General features: G+C 68.4%; 17 protein-coding genes, 1 tRNA gene and 1 pseudogene. 8 read left to right on the forward strand and 11 right to left on the reverse strand.

Annotated features, from left to right (window positions below):
• The first annotated feature begins 142 nt into the window (after positions 1–142).
• Positions 143–218 (forward strand) — tRNA-Ala (locus WKI94_RS08905).
• Between the two features lie 42 nt (positions 219–260).
• On the opposite strand, the gene WKI94_RS08910 is transcribed toward WKI94_RS08905, so the two are convergent.
• The 5 genes from WKI94_RS08910 to WKI94_RS08930 all read right to left on the reverse strand — a co-directional run bounded on the left by WKI94_RS08910 (position 261) and on the right by WKI94_RS08930 (position 5,421).
• Positions 261–740, reverse strand: a complete 480-nt coding sequence (locus WKI94_RS08910; protein WP_337845403.1) for a flavin reductase family protein — start codon at positions 738–740, stop codon at positions 261–263.
• 50 nt (positions 741–790) lie between these two features.
• On the reverse strand, positions 791–2,017 hold the full coding sequence (locus tag WKI94_RS08915) for an ABC transporter (RefSeq protein ID WP_337845404.1): 1,227 nt from the start codon (positions 2,015–2,017) through the stop codon (positions 791–793).
• A gap of 99 nt (positions 2,018–2,116) precedes the next feature.
• Positions 2,117–4,003, reverse strand: a complete 1,887-nt coding sequence (locus WKI94_RS08920; RefSeq protein WP_337845405.1) for a tetratricopeptide repeat protein — start codon at positions 4,001–4,003, stop codon at positions 2,117–2,119.
• Positions 4,004–4,012: 9 nt separating this feature from the next.
• Positions 4,013–4,717, reverse strand: coding sequence for a WecB/TagA/CpsF family glycosyltransferase (locus WKI94_RS08925; protein ID WP_337845406.1), 705 nt, complete (start codon positions 4,715–4,717; stop codon positions 4,013–4,015).
• On the reverse strand, positions 4,705–5,421 hold the full coding sequence (locus WKI94_RS08930) for a 2-phosphosulfolactate phosphatase (protein ID WP_337845407.1): 717 nt from the start codon (positions 5,419–5,421) through the stop codon (positions 4,705–4,707). The genes WKI94_RS08925 and WKI94_RS08930 overlap by 13 nt, the downstream gene beginning before the upstream one ends.
• 30 nt (positions 5,422–5,451) lie before the next feature.
• Between WKI94_RS08930 and WKI94_RS08935 the strand changes: the two genes are divergently transcribed.
• From WKI94_RS08935 to hisH, 5 genes are all read left to right on the forward strand, one after another.
• Positions 5,452–6,387 (forward strand): thiamine-phosphate kinase, encoded by a 936-nt coding sequence (locus WKI94_RS08935; RefSeq protein ID WP_337845408.1) that lies wholly within the window; start codon positions 5,452–5,454, stop codon positions 6,385–6,387.
• A gap of 114 nt (positions 6,388–6,501) precedes the next feature.
• A complete protein-coding gene (locus WKI94_RS08940) occupies positions 6,502–7,119 on the forward strand; it encodes a nitroreductase family protein (RefSeq protein WP_337845409.1) in 618 nt (205 codons plus the stop codon).
• 32 nt (positions 7,120–7,151) lie between these two features.
• Entirely contained in the window at positions 7,152–8,195 is a 1,044-nt protein-coding gene (locus WKI94_RS08945) for an aminotransferase class I/II-fold pyridoxal phosphate-dependent enzyme (protein WP_337845410.1), read from the forward strand.
• Positions 8,188–8,772 carry an imidazoleglycerol-phosphate dehydratase HisB gene (gene hisB, locus WKI94_RS08950; protein ID WP_337845411.1) on the forward strand — a complete coding sequence of 195 codons (585 nt, stop codon included), beginning with the start codon at positions 8,188–8,190 and terminating at the stop codon, positions 8,770–8,772. Before WKI94_RS08945 ends, hisB begins: the two co-directional genes overlap by 8 nt.
• Positions 8,769–9,365 (forward strand): imidazole glycerol phosphate synthase subunit HisH, encoded by a 597-nt coding sequence (gene hisH / locus WKI94_RS08955; protein ID WP_337845412.1) that lies wholly within the window; start codon positions 8,769–8,771, stop codon positions 9,363–9,365. The genes hisB and hisH overlap by 4 nt, the downstream gene beginning before the upstream one ends.
• Here hisH and WKI94_RS08960 read toward each other — a convergent pair.
• The 6 genes and pseudogenes from WKI94_RS08960 to purE all read right to left on the reverse strand — a co-directional run bounded on the left by WKI94_RS08960 (position 9,330) and on the right by purE (position 14,065).
• Positions 9,330–10,256, reverse strand: coding sequence for a carbohydrate kinase family protein (locus tag WKI94_RS08960; RefSeq protein ID WP_337845413.1), 927 nt, complete (start codon positions 10,254–10,256; stop codon positions 9,330–9,332). The genes hisH and WKI94_RS08960 overlap by 36 nt on opposite strands.
• A 248-nt stretch (positions 10,257–10,504) precedes the next feature.
• Positions 10,505–11,641 (reverse strand): phenylacetate--CoA ligase family protein, encoded by a 1,137-nt coding sequence (locus tag WKI94_RS08965; protein WP_337845414.1) that lies wholly within the window; start codon positions 11,639–11,641, stop codon positions 10,505–10,507.
• Positions 11,642–11,661: 20 nt separating this feature from the next.
• A complete protein-coding gene (locus WKI94_RS08970) occupies positions 11,662–12,105 on the reverse strand; it encodes a hypothetical protein (RefSeq protein WP_337845419.1) in 444 nt (147 codons plus the stop codon).
• Positions 12,072–12,470: pseudogene (locus tag WKI94_RS08975) on the reverse strand (hypothetical protein); the annotation flags it as partial. The pseudogene WKI94_RS08975 and the gene WKI94_RS08970, both read right to left, overlap by 34 nt.
• A gap of 6 nt (positions 12,471–12,476) precedes the next feature.
• Positions 12,477–13,574, reverse strand: a complete 1,098-nt coding sequence (locus WKI94_RS08980) for a 5-(carboxyamino)imidazole ribonucleotide synthase (RefSeq protein ID WP_337845415.1) — start codon at positions 13,572–13,574, stop codon at positions 12,477–12,479.
• On the reverse strand, positions 13,571–14,065 hold the full coding sequence (gene purE / locus WKI94_RS08985; protein ID WP_337845416.1) for a 5-(carboxyamino)imidazole ribonucleotide mutase: 495 nt from the start codon (positions 14,063–14,065) through the stop codon (positions 13,571–13,573). The genes WKI94_RS08980 and purE overlap by 4 nt, the downstream gene beginning before the upstream one ends.
• Before the next feature lie 45 nt (positions 14,066–14,110).
• Here purE and WKI94_RS08990 point away from each other — a divergent pair, with 45 nt between their 5' ends.
• Both WKI94_RS08990 and WKI94_RS08995 read left to right on the forward strand, forming a co-directional pair.
• A complete protein-coding gene (locus WKI94_RS08990; RefSeq protein WP_337845417.1) occupies positions 14,111–15,067 on the forward strand; it encodes a sodium-dependent bicarbonate transport family permease in 957 nt (318 codons plus the stop codon).
• Between the two features lie 3 nt (positions 15,068–15,070).
• Positions 15,071–15,373 carry a transcriptional regulator gene (locus tag WKI94_RS08995; protein ID WP_337845418.1) on the forward strand — a complete coding sequence of 101 codons (303 nt, stop codon included), beginning with the start codon at positions 15,071–15,073 and terminating at the stop codon, positions 15,371–15,373.
• Positions 15,374–15,663: the final 290 nt, after the last annotated feature.

Genomic DNA, 15,663 nt, shown 5'->3' on the forward strand with positions numbered 1-15,663 from the left:
GCACCGGGCTTTGGGGGGTCTTGCGCCCTTGGGGTTCCTGGCCAAGCTCAAGGAGGAGGGGGTCCCCACAGAGTCTCAAATGTGCTGGCCAACTACAGGGACTAGACAAGGGAGGGCCCCCTCGCTATCCTAAAGGGCGCGTGGGGCCGTGGCGCAGCTGGGAGCGCGCCTGAATCGCACTCAGGAGGTCACGGGTTCGAGTCCCGTCGGCTCCACCAAGGCGAGGCCCTCCAGGAAGCCCTGGAGGGCCTTTGGCGTTTCTAGCCCCCGTAGAACCAGCCCGTATCCCACATGACGAGGGGTTTGGCCTCTTCCCTGACCCCCGCCCCCACCACCTCGGCCACCACCACGCTGTGGTCCCCCAGGGCGAGGAGGCCCCGGAGTTCGGCCTCGAGCCAGTAGGGGAGCTCGGTGAGGAGGGGGAGGCCGAAGGTGGGGGAGGGCTCAAAGGGGTGGCCGTTTAGGGTGTCCCCCTCCCGCTGGGTGGGCTTGAAGAAGTCCTGGGCGATGGCCTTTTGGTCCGCCCTTAGGGTCATGAGGGCGAGCCTCCCTGTCCTAGCGATGAGGGCGTGAAGGTGGCTGTCCCGCTTGACCCCAAGGGCGATGAGGGGGGGCTGGAAGGAGACCTGGGTCACCCAGTTCACCGTGCCCGCGGCCACCTCCTCCCCGTCTTGGGCCGTGAGGAGGTAAAGGCCGTAGGTGAAGCTCCGCAAGGCTTTCTTTTTGGCCTCTGGGTCCATGGACCCCAGTATAAGAGGCCCCCCGGAGGGGGCCTCAAGGCCGGGGAAGCCTAGTAGCCGGTGGCCGAGCGGGGGTTCAAGGCGGGGAGGGTGAGGGTTTGAGGGACGATCCGGGTGGGGGCCACGAAGTTCAGGGGAATAGGGGTGGTGTCTATGGTGGCCACCGCGGAGAGCACCTTGGTGTTGGTGTGGTCGTAGTAGAGGGGGTAGTCGTTGGGCCCGGGGATAAGCACCGAGGAGCAGGCGATGGTGATGTCGGTCATGCCCTGGGTGATCTGGTGGGGGCGCAAGGAGGCCTGGGGGAGGGTGTTGTATCCACAGTCCACCGCCTGGCCGGTGTTGGTCATCACCGCCCCCATCTTGGCGAGGAAGTCGTTTTCCAGGGTGATGGCATCGTAGTAGCCCTGCCATTCCCCGATGAAGACCACCCGTCCCCCTTCATCGGCGAAGGCCTTCAGGGCGTTCACCTCCTGGGGGGTAAAGGTCTCCCTGGGGTTCCAGAGGAAGATGACCTTCACCTCCGCGGGAAGAGGGGTGATGGAGCCTTGGGTGGAGTTCAGCTCCTCTATGGTGAAGCCCTCGCTCTGCAGGACGCTTCGGAACATAGAGAGGTTTCCGTCGCCGCACTCCCCTGTCCCACCGCACACCGAACCCCGACCCCGGTCAAAGAGGATCTTGGTGCCGGAGCCTCGAGGCCCCGAGGTGGCGTAGCCCACCAGGTTCTTGGCCATGAGCCGGTTGTTGGGGTTGGCCATGCCGGTTCTGTCAAAGGGGTTGATGTCGTTGAAGACCACGATGTCCTTCCCCGGTGGGGGTGGGGTCTGCCCGCACCGGGCCACCGTGACTTCCCCTTGGGCCGTGGCCTCGGCGAAGGCGTAGCTGGGGGTGAGGAGAAAGGCGTGGCCCGCCACCTGCAGGGTATCCCCGGGCCCAGCCCCTAGGTCGGCGAGGGCGAAGGCGTAGGTGAAGGTGCCCACGTAGGGATCGTGCACCGCTTTGGCAGGGAAGCTCCACCACCCGGCGGGGGCGTTCAGTCCCGCGTAAGCGTGGCTTTCCGTCAGGGTCCAGGGGGCGTGGGCTACGAGCCGGAGGAAGAGGGTGGTTTCCGTGTTCCAGACCAGCACCGTTCCTTGGCCGCCCAGGTCCAGCTCGGCCACCTCCCCACAGGCCTGAGCAGGGTCGCCGCCGGCATCATCCCTTGGGCTGGGGGCCACCATGGTGGGCTTGGCCGTTTGCGGGGAGGAACAGGCGCCCAGAGCCAACGCCAGGGCTACCATGCCCCAATACCTATGCCGAATACCCATGCCAATGCACCTCCTTAATCTGGTCTAATGTGACCAAATTAAGGGTAGCACCGGCCGGGCGTTACCGCCCCGTTACGGCGTTACAGACCCCAGAACCCAGTTGACAAAGGCGTTCACCACGTCCTGGTCCCCAAGGAGCTCCGGGGCCTCCACCACCTGTTCGTAGAAGGCGCGGGCGAGCTCGGAGGTGGCTTCCTTTAGCAGGTCTTGGACGCTTTTCCCTGCAAAGGGCCCCTTCTCCAGGGGGCTTCTTAGGCGCTCGGAGGTGGCGAGGGGGGCGGCCTCCCTCAAGGCCTCCGTGGTCCTTTGGAGGAGGAGGACCTCCCCCTCTTCCCCTAGGGCTTCTTCCGGCGTCAGGAGGTCCCGCCCGGAGAGGTCTTTGGGAAGGAGGCCTAGGGCGTAAAGCCGGCGGGCCAGGCTGGGGGAGCCCACCTCCAGGGGGAGGCGGGCCACCGCGGGGCCGTAGCGGACCTCCAGGGTGTACCATCCCGGGGTCTCTGGGGTGACCGCGGGGCCTGTCTCCACCAGGGCGGCGGTGAGGGGCGGGAAGCCTAGGGGCTTGGTGCTTTCCGCCTGCCCCTCAGGGCCCAGTAAGGCCACCCGGAGCTCCCCTTTGGGGAGGTAGGGGCTGCCCTCGAGGCGCACCTCGGGGAAGATGGCCTCCCCGGCCCGGAAGGGCCGCGCATCCCGGTCCCCGGGGATGAGGGTGAGCCTCTGGAGGGTAAGGGCCACCCCGCCCCTTTCCAGCCAGGCCAAGGCTCTTTGGGCCAAGGGGGCCACGGGGTGGCGGGGGTGGGCGGAGAGGAAGGCCCGGTAGAGGGGGGCGGCCTCGAGGCCCGCCCGCTCCGAGAGGTAGGCCCGGAAGAAGAGGGCGAGGGGCTCTTCCCGCCCCTCCAGGTCCTTGAGGGCCGCCTCCACCTCCTCCCCCTCGTCCAGCCTGAGGGCCCGGTCGTAGGCGGCCTTGGCCCCCAGGAAGTCCCCGTAGATGGCCCGGAAAAGCCCCAGGTTGTAGTAGGCGGTGGCGTTTGGGCCAAGCCGCACCGCCCGCTCCGAGGCCAGGATGGCCCGGGGGAGGTCCCCCATGAGGTAATGGGCCCAGCCCAGGTTGGTCCAGTAAAGCCAGTAGTCCGGCCGGAGTTTTAGGGCCTGGAGGAGGGCTTCCCGGGCCTCCTCCCCTTTCCCCTCCTCAAAGGCGGCGAAGCTCACCTCTTCCCAGGCGAAGGCCAGGTAGGGGTAGGCCTCCGCCAAGGCCCGGGCGCTCGCCTTCCAGCGCCCCTCCTCCAGGGCCCGGTAGAGGAGGTGGGCGGTGAGCCGGTCCAAAAGCCCCCCCTCCAGGGCCTCCGCGGCCTTTAGGGCCTCCTCCTCCTTCCCCTGGGCCAGGAGGTCCAGGGCCTGGTAGGCCGCCGGAGGCTTCCCCTGCCAAAGGAGGAGGAGCCTCCCCGGCAGGAGGCCTTCCAAAAGCCCACTCCCCCGGCCCTCCTTCAGGTCCAAGGCGGAGCGGTGCAAGGGGTCTGGGTCCTCCCCTTGGGCCAGGGCCCGGAGCCTTTCCTCGGAGAGGAGGGGCTCGGGGAGGGGGGTGTACCGGGGGGCGAGGCCCTTCCCCTGGAGCCAGAGCCAGGCCAGCTCCGGCGTGGGGAAGAGCCCCTCTTCCACCCCTTCTTTCCGGGCCAGGAACACCCGGAGGCCCCTTTCCTCCTGCCGGCCCAAGAGGACCCAGTCCGCCCCCGCGATTTCCCAGGCCAAGGCGGCCCCAGCCCGGGTGTAAAGCCCCCCCACGAGCTCGTACCCCTGCCGCCAGGGGGGCTCGGGGAGGAGGAGGGCGAGGAGGGTGGGCGGGGGGGCTTTAAGCCCCTCGGCGAAGGCCTGGGCCAGCTGGTAGCCCCTAGGTCCCTCAAAAGGGAGGACGAGCCCTTGGGCCAGGGCGGGGGCCAGGAAGAGAAGGAGGAGGAACCGTTTCATGTCCCCATGCTAGCCCTTTTCCCTGAGGACCATGTAAGCGAAGCGGAAAAGCCTTGGGACACGGCGCCAGCGTTTCGGGTCCAGGCCCACCCTTAAGAGCCACTCCAGCCCCATCCTCTGGGCCCAAAGGGGGGGGCGCTTGGCCTCTCCCGCCAGCACGTCCAGGGTGCCCCCCACCCCTATGGCCACCCGGGCCCCCAGGCGGGCCTTGTGGCGGTGGATGAAGACCTCCTGCCTTTCCCCCATGCCCACCAGGAGGAGGTCGGGGGCTTTCTTTTGGATCTCCTCTAGCAAATGGCCTTCCTCCCGGAAGTAGCCGTGGTGGAAGCCCACCACCTCCCCCCCAAGCCGGGCCACCTCCTGGGCTGCCCGTTCCGCCACCCCAGGCCTCCCCCCAAGGAGGTAGACCCGGATGCCGGGAAAGCGCCTGAGGAGGGCTAGGGTGAGGTCTATGCCTGTGACCCTCTCCTTAAGTTCCACCCTGCAAAGCCGCCGGGCCGCCCAGAGGACCCCCACGCCATCTGGGGTGACGAGCTCGGCCTCGAGGATGGCCCGCCTCAAGGCCTCGTCCCCCTGGGCCCGCACGGCGATTTCCGGGTTCAGGGTGACCACCTGGTGCGTTCTGGGCTCCTCCAGGAAGCGCCCGATCCTCCCCAAGGCCCCTTCCATGTCCACGGGGTCCAGGGGGAGGCCGAGGAGGGTCAGCCGTTCCATGGTGCAAAGCGGTAGGCCAGGCGGTCCCGGCTCAGGCCGTAGTCCGCCTTGGGGTAGCGGCGCCTTTCCGTAAGCCTTGGCACCACCGGGTCTATCCCGATGAGGCTCGCCAGGGCCAGCTCCTCCGCGCGCCCTTGGCGGTGGAGGGCCTGGCCCTCCTCGCTTTGGAAAAGGGCTTCCTGCGGGTCGGGGAAGGCCTTGAGGAGAAGGGTGGCCATGTGGGGGGGGCCTTCGGGCTGGAGGCGCTTGAGGAGGAAGCCCGAAGCCACCAGGGCGGAAAGCAGGGGCTCAGGGGCTCCGGCAGGCCTTAGGGTAAGGCCCCTTGCCCCGGAGAACCTTTCCAGGATGGCTTTGGCGTTGCGGAAGTTGGCCAGGTAGACCTCTTCCTCCTCGGGGAGGAGGCTCTCGTAGAGGACGGGTGCCGCCAGGATGGGGAGGCGGCCTTGCACCTCAAGCCCCGGGAGGTCCACCAGGGCCAGGCGGCCGTGGAAGCCCTCTGGGGGGAACCCCTCGGCCTCGCCCAGGAGGAGGGCCTTGGGCCCGAGCTCCTCCGCGAGAATCCGGGCCACCTTGGGCCCAGGGACCACCCAGACCGCCTCCGCACCCTGGCTGAGGAGGGCGGTGAGGAGGCTTCCTGCCGGGAGGACCTCTACCAGGAGAAGGGGGCCCTGGGCCGGGGTTCGGCATAGGTCAAGCCGGCACACGCCTGCCATCTTACCCTGTACCTTAGGGGCATGCGGCTTTGCGAGATCGGGGAAAGGGCTCTACTCAAGGGCCTTGCCCCCATCGGCTACCCGGAAGGGGCCCCCCTCCCCCCAGGGGACGACGCGGGGGGGGTGTGGATGGGAGGGGAGGCCTGGCTCCTGAAAACGGACGGCTTCCTCTACCGGGAGGTGGCCCTAGTGGGGATGGGCCCCTTTGAGGTGGGCTTCCGGGGGGTGGCGGCCACCGCCTCGGACCTTCTTGTCAAAATGGCCCGGCCCCTGGGCTTCACCCTGGGACTTTTCCTCCCTGGGGACCTGGAGGTGGGCTTCGCCAGGCGCCTGGTGAAGGGGGCAGCGGAGGCGGCGAGGCGGCTTGGCGCCCATCTCCTTGGGGGGGACACCAACCGGGGGGAGGAGGTGGCCCTCACGGTGAGCGGGTTCGGCCCCGCCCAAAGCCCCCTGCCCCGGGAGGCCTCCCCTGGGGATCTCCTCTACCTGGCGGGGGACCGCTGGGGGCGGGTGGGGGCCGCCATCCGGGCCCACTACCAGGGGCGGGATCTGGGGGCCTTTCCCCTCATTCGGGAAGCCGCCTTCTACCCCCTGCCCCGCCTGGGGCTCCTGGCCCTAAGGGGCCTCCTCCGGGGGGCCTTGGACTCCTCCGATGGCCTTTCGGAAACCCTCTGGCAGCTTGCGGAGCTCGGGGTGCGGGTGGATCTCGAGGCCCTCCCCCTCCACCCCGACGTCCTGGCCTTCGCCGGGGGGGAGGAGGAGGCGGTGGAGCTCGTCCTTTTTGGGGGGGAGGAGTTTGAGGCGGTGCTGGTGGTCCCCCCGGAGGCGGAGGCCCAGGTCCTGGCCCGGGCAGGGGAGGCCGGGCTTCCCCTCTTCCGCGCGGGGCGGGTGGGGGAGGGGGAAGGGGTGTACTTCCGGGGGGCGCCGGTGCCCCGGCGGGGGTACGCCCACTTCTAAACCCCACCGAAGCGAAGGCTTCAGCGGGGGCCCCAAAGAAAGGACTGGGCAGGCCAGGTTATTCTGTTCTTTCATTCACAAAACCCCTTGCCCCCAGCCCTTACCCTTGGCCCTATGACGGCCTTGCCCAAGCCCAGCGACGTGCGCACCGCGGCCCTGGAAAGGCGCTCCATCCGCCGCTACCGGCCCGACCCCATCCCCGAGCCCCTCCTTCGGGAGGTCTTGGAGCTTGCCCTTAGGGCCCCTTCCGCTTGGAACCTCCAGCCCTGGCGCATCCTGGTGGTAAGGGACCTGGCCCTAAAAAGCGCCCTAAAGGAAGCCGCCTTCGGCCAGCGCCAGGTGGAGGAGGCCCCGGTGGTCCTGGTCCTTTACGCGGACATGGAGGACGCCCTGGCCCGCCTGGACGAGGTCATTCCCCCTGGCCTTCAGGGGGAGAGGCGGGAGGCCCAGAAGGAAGCTATCCTGAAGGCCTTCCATGGCATGGACCTAGAGGCGCGGGCCCAGTGGGGGGCGGGGCAGAGCTACATCCTCTGGGGCTACCTCCTCCTCATCCTTCAGGGGTACGCTCTGGCCAGCGTGCCCATGCTGGGCTTTGATCCCGGGCGGGTGAAGGCCCTTTTGGGCCTCCCCGCCCACGCGGCCATCCCTGCCCTCCTCCCCGTGGGCTACCCGGCGGAGGAGGGGTTTCCCCACCACCGCCTTTCCGTGGAGCGGGTGGTGCGGTTCTTGTAGGGAGGGCCTGCGAGGGGGCCTATACTTGACCCATGAGGGCCTTCAAACCCCACCTCCGGGGCCTTGCCCCCTACCCCTACGCCTCCCTCGAGGCCCCCATCAAGCTGGACCAGAACGAAAGCCCCTTTGACCTGCCCCCGCCCCTCAAGGAGGAGGCCCTAAGGCGCATGGCCCGCCTCCCCTGGAACCGGTACCCAAAGATCTACGCCGAGGGCCTGAGGAAGAGGCTTTCCGACCTCCTGGACTGGCCGGAAGAAGGGGTGGTCCTGGCCCCGGGGTCCAACCTCCTCATCCAGGCCCTGGCCCTGGCCGCGGAGGAGGTCTTGGACCTAAGCCCCTCCTTTCCCCACTATGCCCACGCGGCCCGGGCAGCGGGGACCCCTTACCGGGCGGTGCCCCTTTTGGAGGGGTTTGGGCTTCCCCTCAAGGCCCTCCTCGAGGCCTTCACCGGGGGGGTCCTCTTCCTCCCCAACCCCCACGCCCCCACGGGGGCCCTCTTCCCGGAGGAGGCCCTAAGGGCCCTGGCGGAGCGGGCCGAGGAGGTGGGGGGGCTTTTGGTGGTGGACGAGGCCTACCGGGAGTTCGCCGGCACGGACTTCCGGGCCCTCCTCGGGGGAAGGCCCCACGTGGCCTTCCTGCGCACCTTCTCCAAGGCCTTCTCCTTGGGGGGCATCCGGGCGGGCTACCTTCTCGCCCATCCCGGGGTGGCCCAGGCGGTGCGGGAGGTCCTGCCCCCCTTCGTCCTCCCCGCCCACACCAGCGCCATCCTGGAGGTGGTCCTGGAGAACCCGGGCTATGTGGAGGAGGTGGCGGCCCATGTGCGGGCGGAGCGGGATCGGGTGTACGGTAGGCTTCTGGAGCACCCCACCTGGCGCCCCTACCCCAGCCACACCAACTTCCTCCTGGTGCGCACCCCCAATGCGGAAGAGGCCTTCCGCCACCTCCTCCGCCAGGGGATTCTGGTGCGGCGGCAGGACCGCTACCCCCTGCTCCAGGGGTGCCTGAGGGTGACCGTGGGCCTCAAGGAGGAGATGGACGCCTTCCTGAGGGCGGCCTTTGAGGTGGCCTATGCGTGAAGCCTTGGTGGAGCGGGCCACGGCGGAGACCTGGGTCAAGGTGCGCCTGGGCCTGGACGGCCCCGTGGGGGGGGAGGTGGCCACGGGCCTCCCCTTCCTGGACCACATGCTCCTCCAGCTCCAGCGCCACGGGCGCTTCCTCCTGGAGGTCTCCGCCAAGGGGGACCTCGAGGTGGACGTGCACCACCTGGTGGAGGACGTGGGGATCACCCTGGGCCTGGCCCTCAAGGAGGCCCTGGGGGAGGGGCGGGGCCTGGAGCGCTACGGGGAGGCCTTCGCCCCCATGGACGAGACCCTGGTCCTGTGCGTCCTGGACCTCTCGGGAAGGCCCCACCTGGAGTTCCGCCCCGAGGATTGGCCGGTGGAGGGAACGGCGGGGGGGATGAACCACTACCACCTCAGGGAGTTCCTCCGGGGCCTTGCCAACCATGGCCGCCTCACCCTTCACCTTAGGCTCTTCTCGGGCCGGGAGGCCCACCACGTCCTGGAGGCCAGCTTCAAGGCCCTGGCCCGGGCCCTCCACCGGGCCACCCGCCTCACGGGGGAGGGGCTTCCCAGCACTAAGGGGGTGCTGTGAGGGCGCTGGTCATAGACTACGGCTCGGGGAACCTAAAGAGCGCGGCCAAGGCCCTCGAGGCCGCGGGGTTTTCCGTGCGGGTGGAGGCCGAACCCAAGGCCTTCCCCGAGGCCGACCTCCTGGTCCTCCCCGGGCAGGGCCACTTCGGCCAGGTCATGGCCGCCTTCCGCCAAAGCGGCTTTCTGGAAAGGGTCCTCTCCCACCTGGAACGGGGCCTTCCCTTCCTCGGGATCTGCGTGGGCATGCAGGTCCTCTACGCGGGCTCGGAGGAGGCACCTGGGGTGAAGGGCCTCGGGCTTTTCCCGGGGGAGGTGCGCCGCTTTCCTAGGGGCCGGGTCCCCCAGATGGGCTGGAACCGGCTCCGCTTCCGGGGGCCTTTCCAGACCCTTTCGGGCCGCCACTTCTACTTCGCCAACTCCTACTATGGGCCCCTCCTCCCCGAGGCCTTGGGGGAAGGGGAGTACGAGGGCACCCCCTTTGCCGCCCTCCTCGCCCGGGAAAACCTCCTCGCCCCCCAGTTCCACCCCGAGAAGAGCGGCCGGGCGGGGCTTGCCTTCCTAGACCTGGCGCGCCGCTACTTCCAGGTCCTCTAGCCTAAGGAGCCTTCCCTGGGCCCCGAAGGCCGTGGCCGCCAGGGCCCCCGCCAGGTTGGCGAGCCTGCCCGCCTCGAGGGGGCGTTTCCCCGAAAGGATGGCGTGGGCAAAGGCCGCGGTGTAGGCGTCCCCTGCCCCCGTGGAGTCCACGATGTCCTCCATGGGAAAGGGCTCCAGAAGCTCTTCCCCCTCCGGGGTCACCACGATGGAGCCCATGGCCCCCACCTTGATGGCCAGGTTCCCAAACCCCTCCGCCCGAAGCCGGGCCACCCCTTCCGAGAGGGAGGCCGCCTTGGTGAGGGCGAGGAGCTCGGTTTGGTTCATGAGGAGCCAGGTTGCCCCCCGGAGGTACTTCAAAAGCTCCGCCCCCGCGGTCCGCACCGCCCCCGTGCCCAGGTCGGCGAAGATGGGGAGTTCCCGCTTCCTGCTGGCCTCCAGGACCTCCACCGCATAGCTCCGGGAAGGCCCCCCCACCAGGGCGTAGGCGGAGAGGACCACCGCGTCCACCCCGTCCAGGTAGCGGGGCTTGAAGAGGGCGGGGTCCAGATAGCGGCTTGCCCCCTCCGCGCTCACCATGGCCCTTTCCCCCCCAGGCACCACCAGGATGAGGACCGAGCTCGTGGTGTGCTCGGGGTCCTCCTGCAGGTGGCGGAGGTCCACCCCCACCTCCCGCACCCGGCTTAGGGCCAGCTCGGCGAAGGGGTCCCGGCCCACCCGGCCCGCCAGGTAGACCCTGTGCCCGAGGCTGGCCAGCTGGGCGGCCAGGGTGCCCCCCGCACCCCCGGGCTTCATCAGGGCCCGGCGTGAGGGGATCTCCTCCCCGGGCTCCGGTATGCGTTCCAGGAAGAACAAGAGATCCACCGAGACATCCCCCAGCACGAAGAACCGCATTTTGCCTCCTTCCTAGTTTGCCCTCACTATACCCTAGGGAGGGCTTCCCTGCCTTTAGGGCCCAGTATACCCCGCTTTATGAGAAGAACGTAACAAGGGCCCCCTGTCCGTGGCCCCGTAGGTACCCTGTGAAGCTATGGCGGGGCGCCTAAGCGCCCTGGCCTTGAGAAATCCCTACGGGACTCGGAGGAAGGACAGGCTGGGTCAGCCGCCAGGCCACCTTGATGCTTTTCCTGGGGGCGGGGTACCTAGAAGCGCCGGTCTTCCACCAAGGGCCCCGCGAGCTCGCTTACGAGCTCCACCTCGTCCACCCGGAGCCCCGTGGCCTTCTGGATGGCCTCCATAAGCCCAGGGGGCACCTTCTCCCCTTTGAGCCTAAGGACCAGTTTGTCCGTGCCCTCAAGCTTCCTTTCCACCACCACCTGGAAGCCCTTGGGGTCCAGACCAAAGCCCGCGAGGATAGGCCCAAGCTCCGTGGGGTAAAGCTTCACCCCCTTCACCTTCACCATGGCGTCCGTGCGCCCGAAGACCCCGCGGGGCAGGACGGTGAGCCCCTCCCGCTTCTCCGCGATGGCCAGGTCCCCGGTGCGGAAGCGGATCATGGGCATGAGGGTGCGGCTTAGGGCGGTGACCACCAGCTCCCCCTTCTCCCCGTCGGCCACGGGCCTTAGGGTCTCGGGGTCTAGGACCTCGAGGACCGCCATCTCCGGGATTTCCCAAAGCCCATCCTTGGCCATGGTCTCCCCAGCCACGATGCCGAGCTCACTGGTGCCGTAGGCGTCTAGGGCGGTTCCGCCCAAAAGGGCCTCCACCTTTTCCCGGAAGCCGGGCACGGAGGTGAAGGGCTCGCCCCCTGCGAGGAGGAGGGGGAACCTGCCCCCCGCCTGCCCCACCTTGAAGGCGAAGGAGGGGTTGGTGACTAGGACGTCAAACCCGTAGGCCTGCCCCAGCTCGGCGATCCGCCCCGCCTCCCCGGGCCCGTGGGGGAAGACCAGGTTCCCGGCCCGCCACAGGGCCTGGTGGAAGAGCCACCCCCCGGCGAAGACGTGGTAGCTGAAGGCCACCAGGACCTTCTTCCCGGTGATGCCAAGCCGCCTGTAGTGGGCCGCCAGGGCCTCCGCCTGGTAGCGCAGGTCCTCCTGGGAGAGGTACTCCGGCATCCAGCCCATGAGGGGGCTTGGGGTGAGGTGCATGAGGCTTGCCCCCCCGGGGGGTCTAGGGTTTTCCTTGAGGTAGGCCACCCACTCCTCCCGGGTGGTCAGGGGTAGTTCATGGAGGCTTTCCAGGGTGAGCCCTTCCGGGTTTACCCCTTTGAGCTTCTCCCTGTATAGGGGGTGGTCCTTGGCCGCCCGCACCACCGTCCGCAACCGTTCCAGCCGCTCCATCCTCTCCTCCTTTGGGCGGATTATACCGGGTGCACCCGCCTCAGGACCTCCTCCAAAGGCGCGCTGAAGGCCCCCATGGCGTAGTCCCCCACCCCCCCCACCCAGATGAGCTCCTCCCCATAGAGGAGGAGGCCGTTGCCGTAGAGGGTGAGGGGGCGGTCGCCGTAGGCCTCGTAAAGCCCCTGGGGGGCGAGGAGGTAGTTGGAGAGGCCGAGGAGCTCCCCTTCCGGGGAGAGCCGGGCGAGGCCGTGCCGGTAGGAGAGGTCCCGGTGTTTTCCCTGGAGAGGCTCACCCGCACCAGGTCCTTCCGGAGGAGCTTTAGCTCCTGGTCCAGCTCGGCCAGGGCCAAGGTGGCGGTGTAGACGTCCTTGTTGTCCGTGTTGCGGGTGTCCCCCATCTTCCCCACCGCGGTGTAGAAGAGGGCGAAGCCCTGGGGGGTGCGGTGGGCCCGGGCGTCCTCGCAGCCCCGCACCGCCTCAAAGATCTCCGTGGGGTAGAGGACGATGCGCACCCCTATGGGCCCCTCCACCTGCCCCGCGAGGAGGTCTTTCAGGGGCAAGGCGGCGTGGCCGATGGCTGAGGCGTAGCTGTAGTAGTCAAAGACCAGGCGGGGGAAGAGGTGGAGGATGTCCCCTTCCAAAGCGGCCCCCGGGTTGAAGGCGGCCAGGGGGCGCCGCCTTAGGTAATTCTCCACCACCAGGTCCTCAGGGCCGATGTAGGCCCGCCGCTGGAAGAGGTCTTCCGTGTGGGGCGTCCTCAGGCCCTGCGCCCGGTTCAGGAAGACCCGCGCCTCCTCCTTAAGGGCTTCCTCCAGTTCGGCGATGGTCATACGCCCCTATTTTGCCCCTTCCGCCAAGCTGAGGAGGTGGGGGAGGAGGGCTTCCAGTTCCCCTGGGGCCTCGAGGCGCAAGGTGATGTGCCCCACCTTGCGCCCGGGGCGCACCGCCTTGCCGTACCAGTGGAGGTGGGCCCCCTTCAGGGCCAGAACCTGGGCGAAGTCGGGCCGGTGGCCGATGAGGTTGGCCATGGCGCTATGGCCCCTGGGGGCGGTGGAGCCCAGGGGGAGGCCCAAGACGGCCCGCAGGTGGTTTTGGAACTGGCTCGTCTCCGCCCCCTCTATGGTCCAGTGGCCGGAGTTGTGCACCCGGGGGGCCATCTCGTTGAAAAAGAGCTCCTCCCCCACCTGGAAGAACTCAATGGCCAGCACCCCCACGTAGCCTAAGGCCTCTAAGGCCCGCCTGGCGTAGGCCTCAGCCTTGGCCTGGAGCGCAGGGCTAAGACCGGGCGCGGGGGCGCGGGAAAGCCTGAGGATGCCCTCCCGGTGGTGGTTTTCCACCAGGGGGTAGAAGGCCACCTCCCCCTCAAGGCCTCGCACCGAAAGAAGGGAAACCTCCCGCTCAAAGGGCACGAAGCCCTCGAGGATGAGCCCCTTCCCCCCAAGGGCCTCCAGGGCCTTTTGGGCCTCCTCTGGGGTCTTGACCAGGGCCTGCCCCTTGCCGTCGTACCCCCCCCTTCGGGTCTTGAGGAGGGCGGGGAGGCCCACCCGCCCAAGGCCCTCCTCCAGGTCCTCCGGGCCCTCCACGGGGTGGAAGGGGGGGGTGGGAACCCCGAGCTCCCGGAAGAAGGCCTTCTCCCGAAGCCGGTCCTGGGCCACCTCCAGGGCCTTCGGGGTGGGGCGCACGGGGAGGAGGCCTTCCAGGAAGCGCGCGGCCTCCACGGGCACGTTTTCAAACTCGTAGGTGACGAGGTCCAGCCCCTCCGCGAACCGCCTTAGGGCCTCTGGGTCCAGGAAGTCCCCCGCGATAAGCGCCCCCACCTGCCCCGCGCAGGCTTCCGGGGATGGATCCAGGAAGCGAAAGAAAAGCCCCAGGGGGTAGCCCGCTAGGGCCAGCATCCGTCCCAGTTGGCCCCCGCCCAACACGCCCACCCTCATCCTTCCTCCCTGGGGTCGGGGTGGGCCAGGACGGCCTCCGTCTGCGCCTTGCGGTAGGCCTTAAGCCGCTCCATCACCTCGGGGTGCTTTAGGCCCACGATGCTGGCGGCAAGAAGGGCCGCGTTCACCGCCCCGGCCCGGCCGATGGCCAGGGTGCCCACCGGAACCCCGGCGGGCATCTGCACGATGGAAAGGAGGGAGTCCAGCCCCTTTAGGGCCTGGCTTTCCACCGGCACCCCAAGCACAGGCAAAGGGGTGTGGGCCGCGGTCATGCCGGGGAGGTGGGCCGCCCCCCCCGCCCCGGCGATGATGACCAGAAGGCCCCGCTCTTCCGCGGTTTTGGCGTACTCCGCCATGAGGTCCGGGGTGCGGTGGGCCGAGACCACCCGCACCTCGTAGGGGACCCCTAGGGCCTCGAGGGTCTCCGCCGCGTGGCGCAGGGTGGCCCAGTCCGACTTGGAGCCCATGATGACGCCTACCAAGGGCCGCATCGTACCGGATTGTACAAGCCTTTCCCCCTTGGTAGAAGGAGGCCTATGGAGGCCCTAGAGCTCCTTAGGTTCAATCTCCTTTCCCCCATGGTGCTGGCCTTCTTCCTGGGGGCCTTCGCCCGCATCGTCCGGAGCGACCTCGCCTTTCCCGAAGCTCTCTACACGGCCCTTTCCATCTACCTCCTCTTCGCCATCGGGTTCAAGGGTGGGGTGGAGCTTTCCCATACCCCCTTGGCCCAGGTGGCCCTGCCCGCCTTGGCCACCCTCTTTCTCGGGGGGGTGCGGCCCCTCATCGCCTACCCCTTGGCCCGCCGCTTCCTCCGGGTGTCTCGGCCCGATGCCGCCGCCCTAGCCGCCCATTACGGTTCCGTATCCGCTGTCACCTTCCTCGCCGCCCTCTCCTTTGTCCAGGCGGCAGGGGGGAGAGCCGAGGGGTTCATGCCCAGCCTGGTGGCCCTTCTGGAGGTGCCCGGCATCGTCCTCGCCCTCCTTCTCGCCAAGCGAGGCTCGGGGCGGATGGGGGAGGCCCTGCGGGAGGTCTTCACCGGCAAGAGCGTGATCCTTCTCCTGGGGGGGCTCGTCATCGGCTTCCTCTCCGGGGAGGAGGGCATGGCCAGGGTGAAGGCCTTCTTCGCCGACCCCTTCCAGGGGGCCCTGACCCTTTTCCTCATGGACCTGGGCATGGTGGCGGCCTCCCGCCTTTCCGCGCTAAAGCAGGTGGGCTTCCGCCTGGTCCTCTACGGGGTGGGGCTTGCCCTTTTCCACGGCTCCCTAGGGGTTTACCTGGGCCACCTGGCGGGCCTTTCCTCCGCGGGGTCTGCGGTCCTTGGGGCCATGGCCGCCAGCGCCTCCTACATCGCCGCCCCGGCTGCGGTGCGCATCGCCCTGCCCGAGGCCAACCCCAGCCTGTACCTTTCGGCTAGCCTCGCGGTCACCTTTCCCTTTAACCTGGTCTTGGGGATTCCCCTCTACCACGCCCTTTCGGGCCTCCTTGGGGGGTGAGGTATGGAGCTGGTTCGGCTGAAGCTGGTGACCATCGTGGCGGAAAGCCTCTTGGAGAAGAGGCTGGTGGAGGAGATCAGGCGCCTAGGCGCCAAGGGGTACACCATCACCCCCGCCCGAGGGGAGGGGTCCCGGGGCCTTAGGAGCGCGGACTGGGAGGGGCAGAACATCCACCTGGAAACCATCGTGAGCGAGGAGGTGGCCCTGAAGATCCTCAAAAAGCTTCAGGAGGACTACTTTCCCCACTACGCCGTGATCGCTTACGTGGAAAACGTGGAGGTGGTGCGGGGGGACAAGTACATCTAGGCCCCCTCCGCCCAAAAAAAGCAAACCCCCCAGGGATAACCTGGGGGGTTTAGCTCCTGACGGGGAAGCATCTCGTGCGACATGCCCTTATCGCCGCCATTGCCGCCCACACCGAGGGGTCGCAATCCCCTGACGGGGAAGCATCTCGTGCGACTCTACCCCCTTAAGAGCACTGTTAGGAACAGCGTTCAAGGGGGCCCTAAATGTGAGAAAGATGAAGCCTGGAATATACATAAGGCGTATAGAGGGGTTTTCGCGGGGTTTTTGCCTTAAATGCACTCGCGGAGTTG

Source organism: Thermus sp., from assembly GCF_037444525.1.
Classification (GTDB): Bacteria; Deinococcota; Deinococci; order Deinococcales; family Thermaceae; genus Thermus.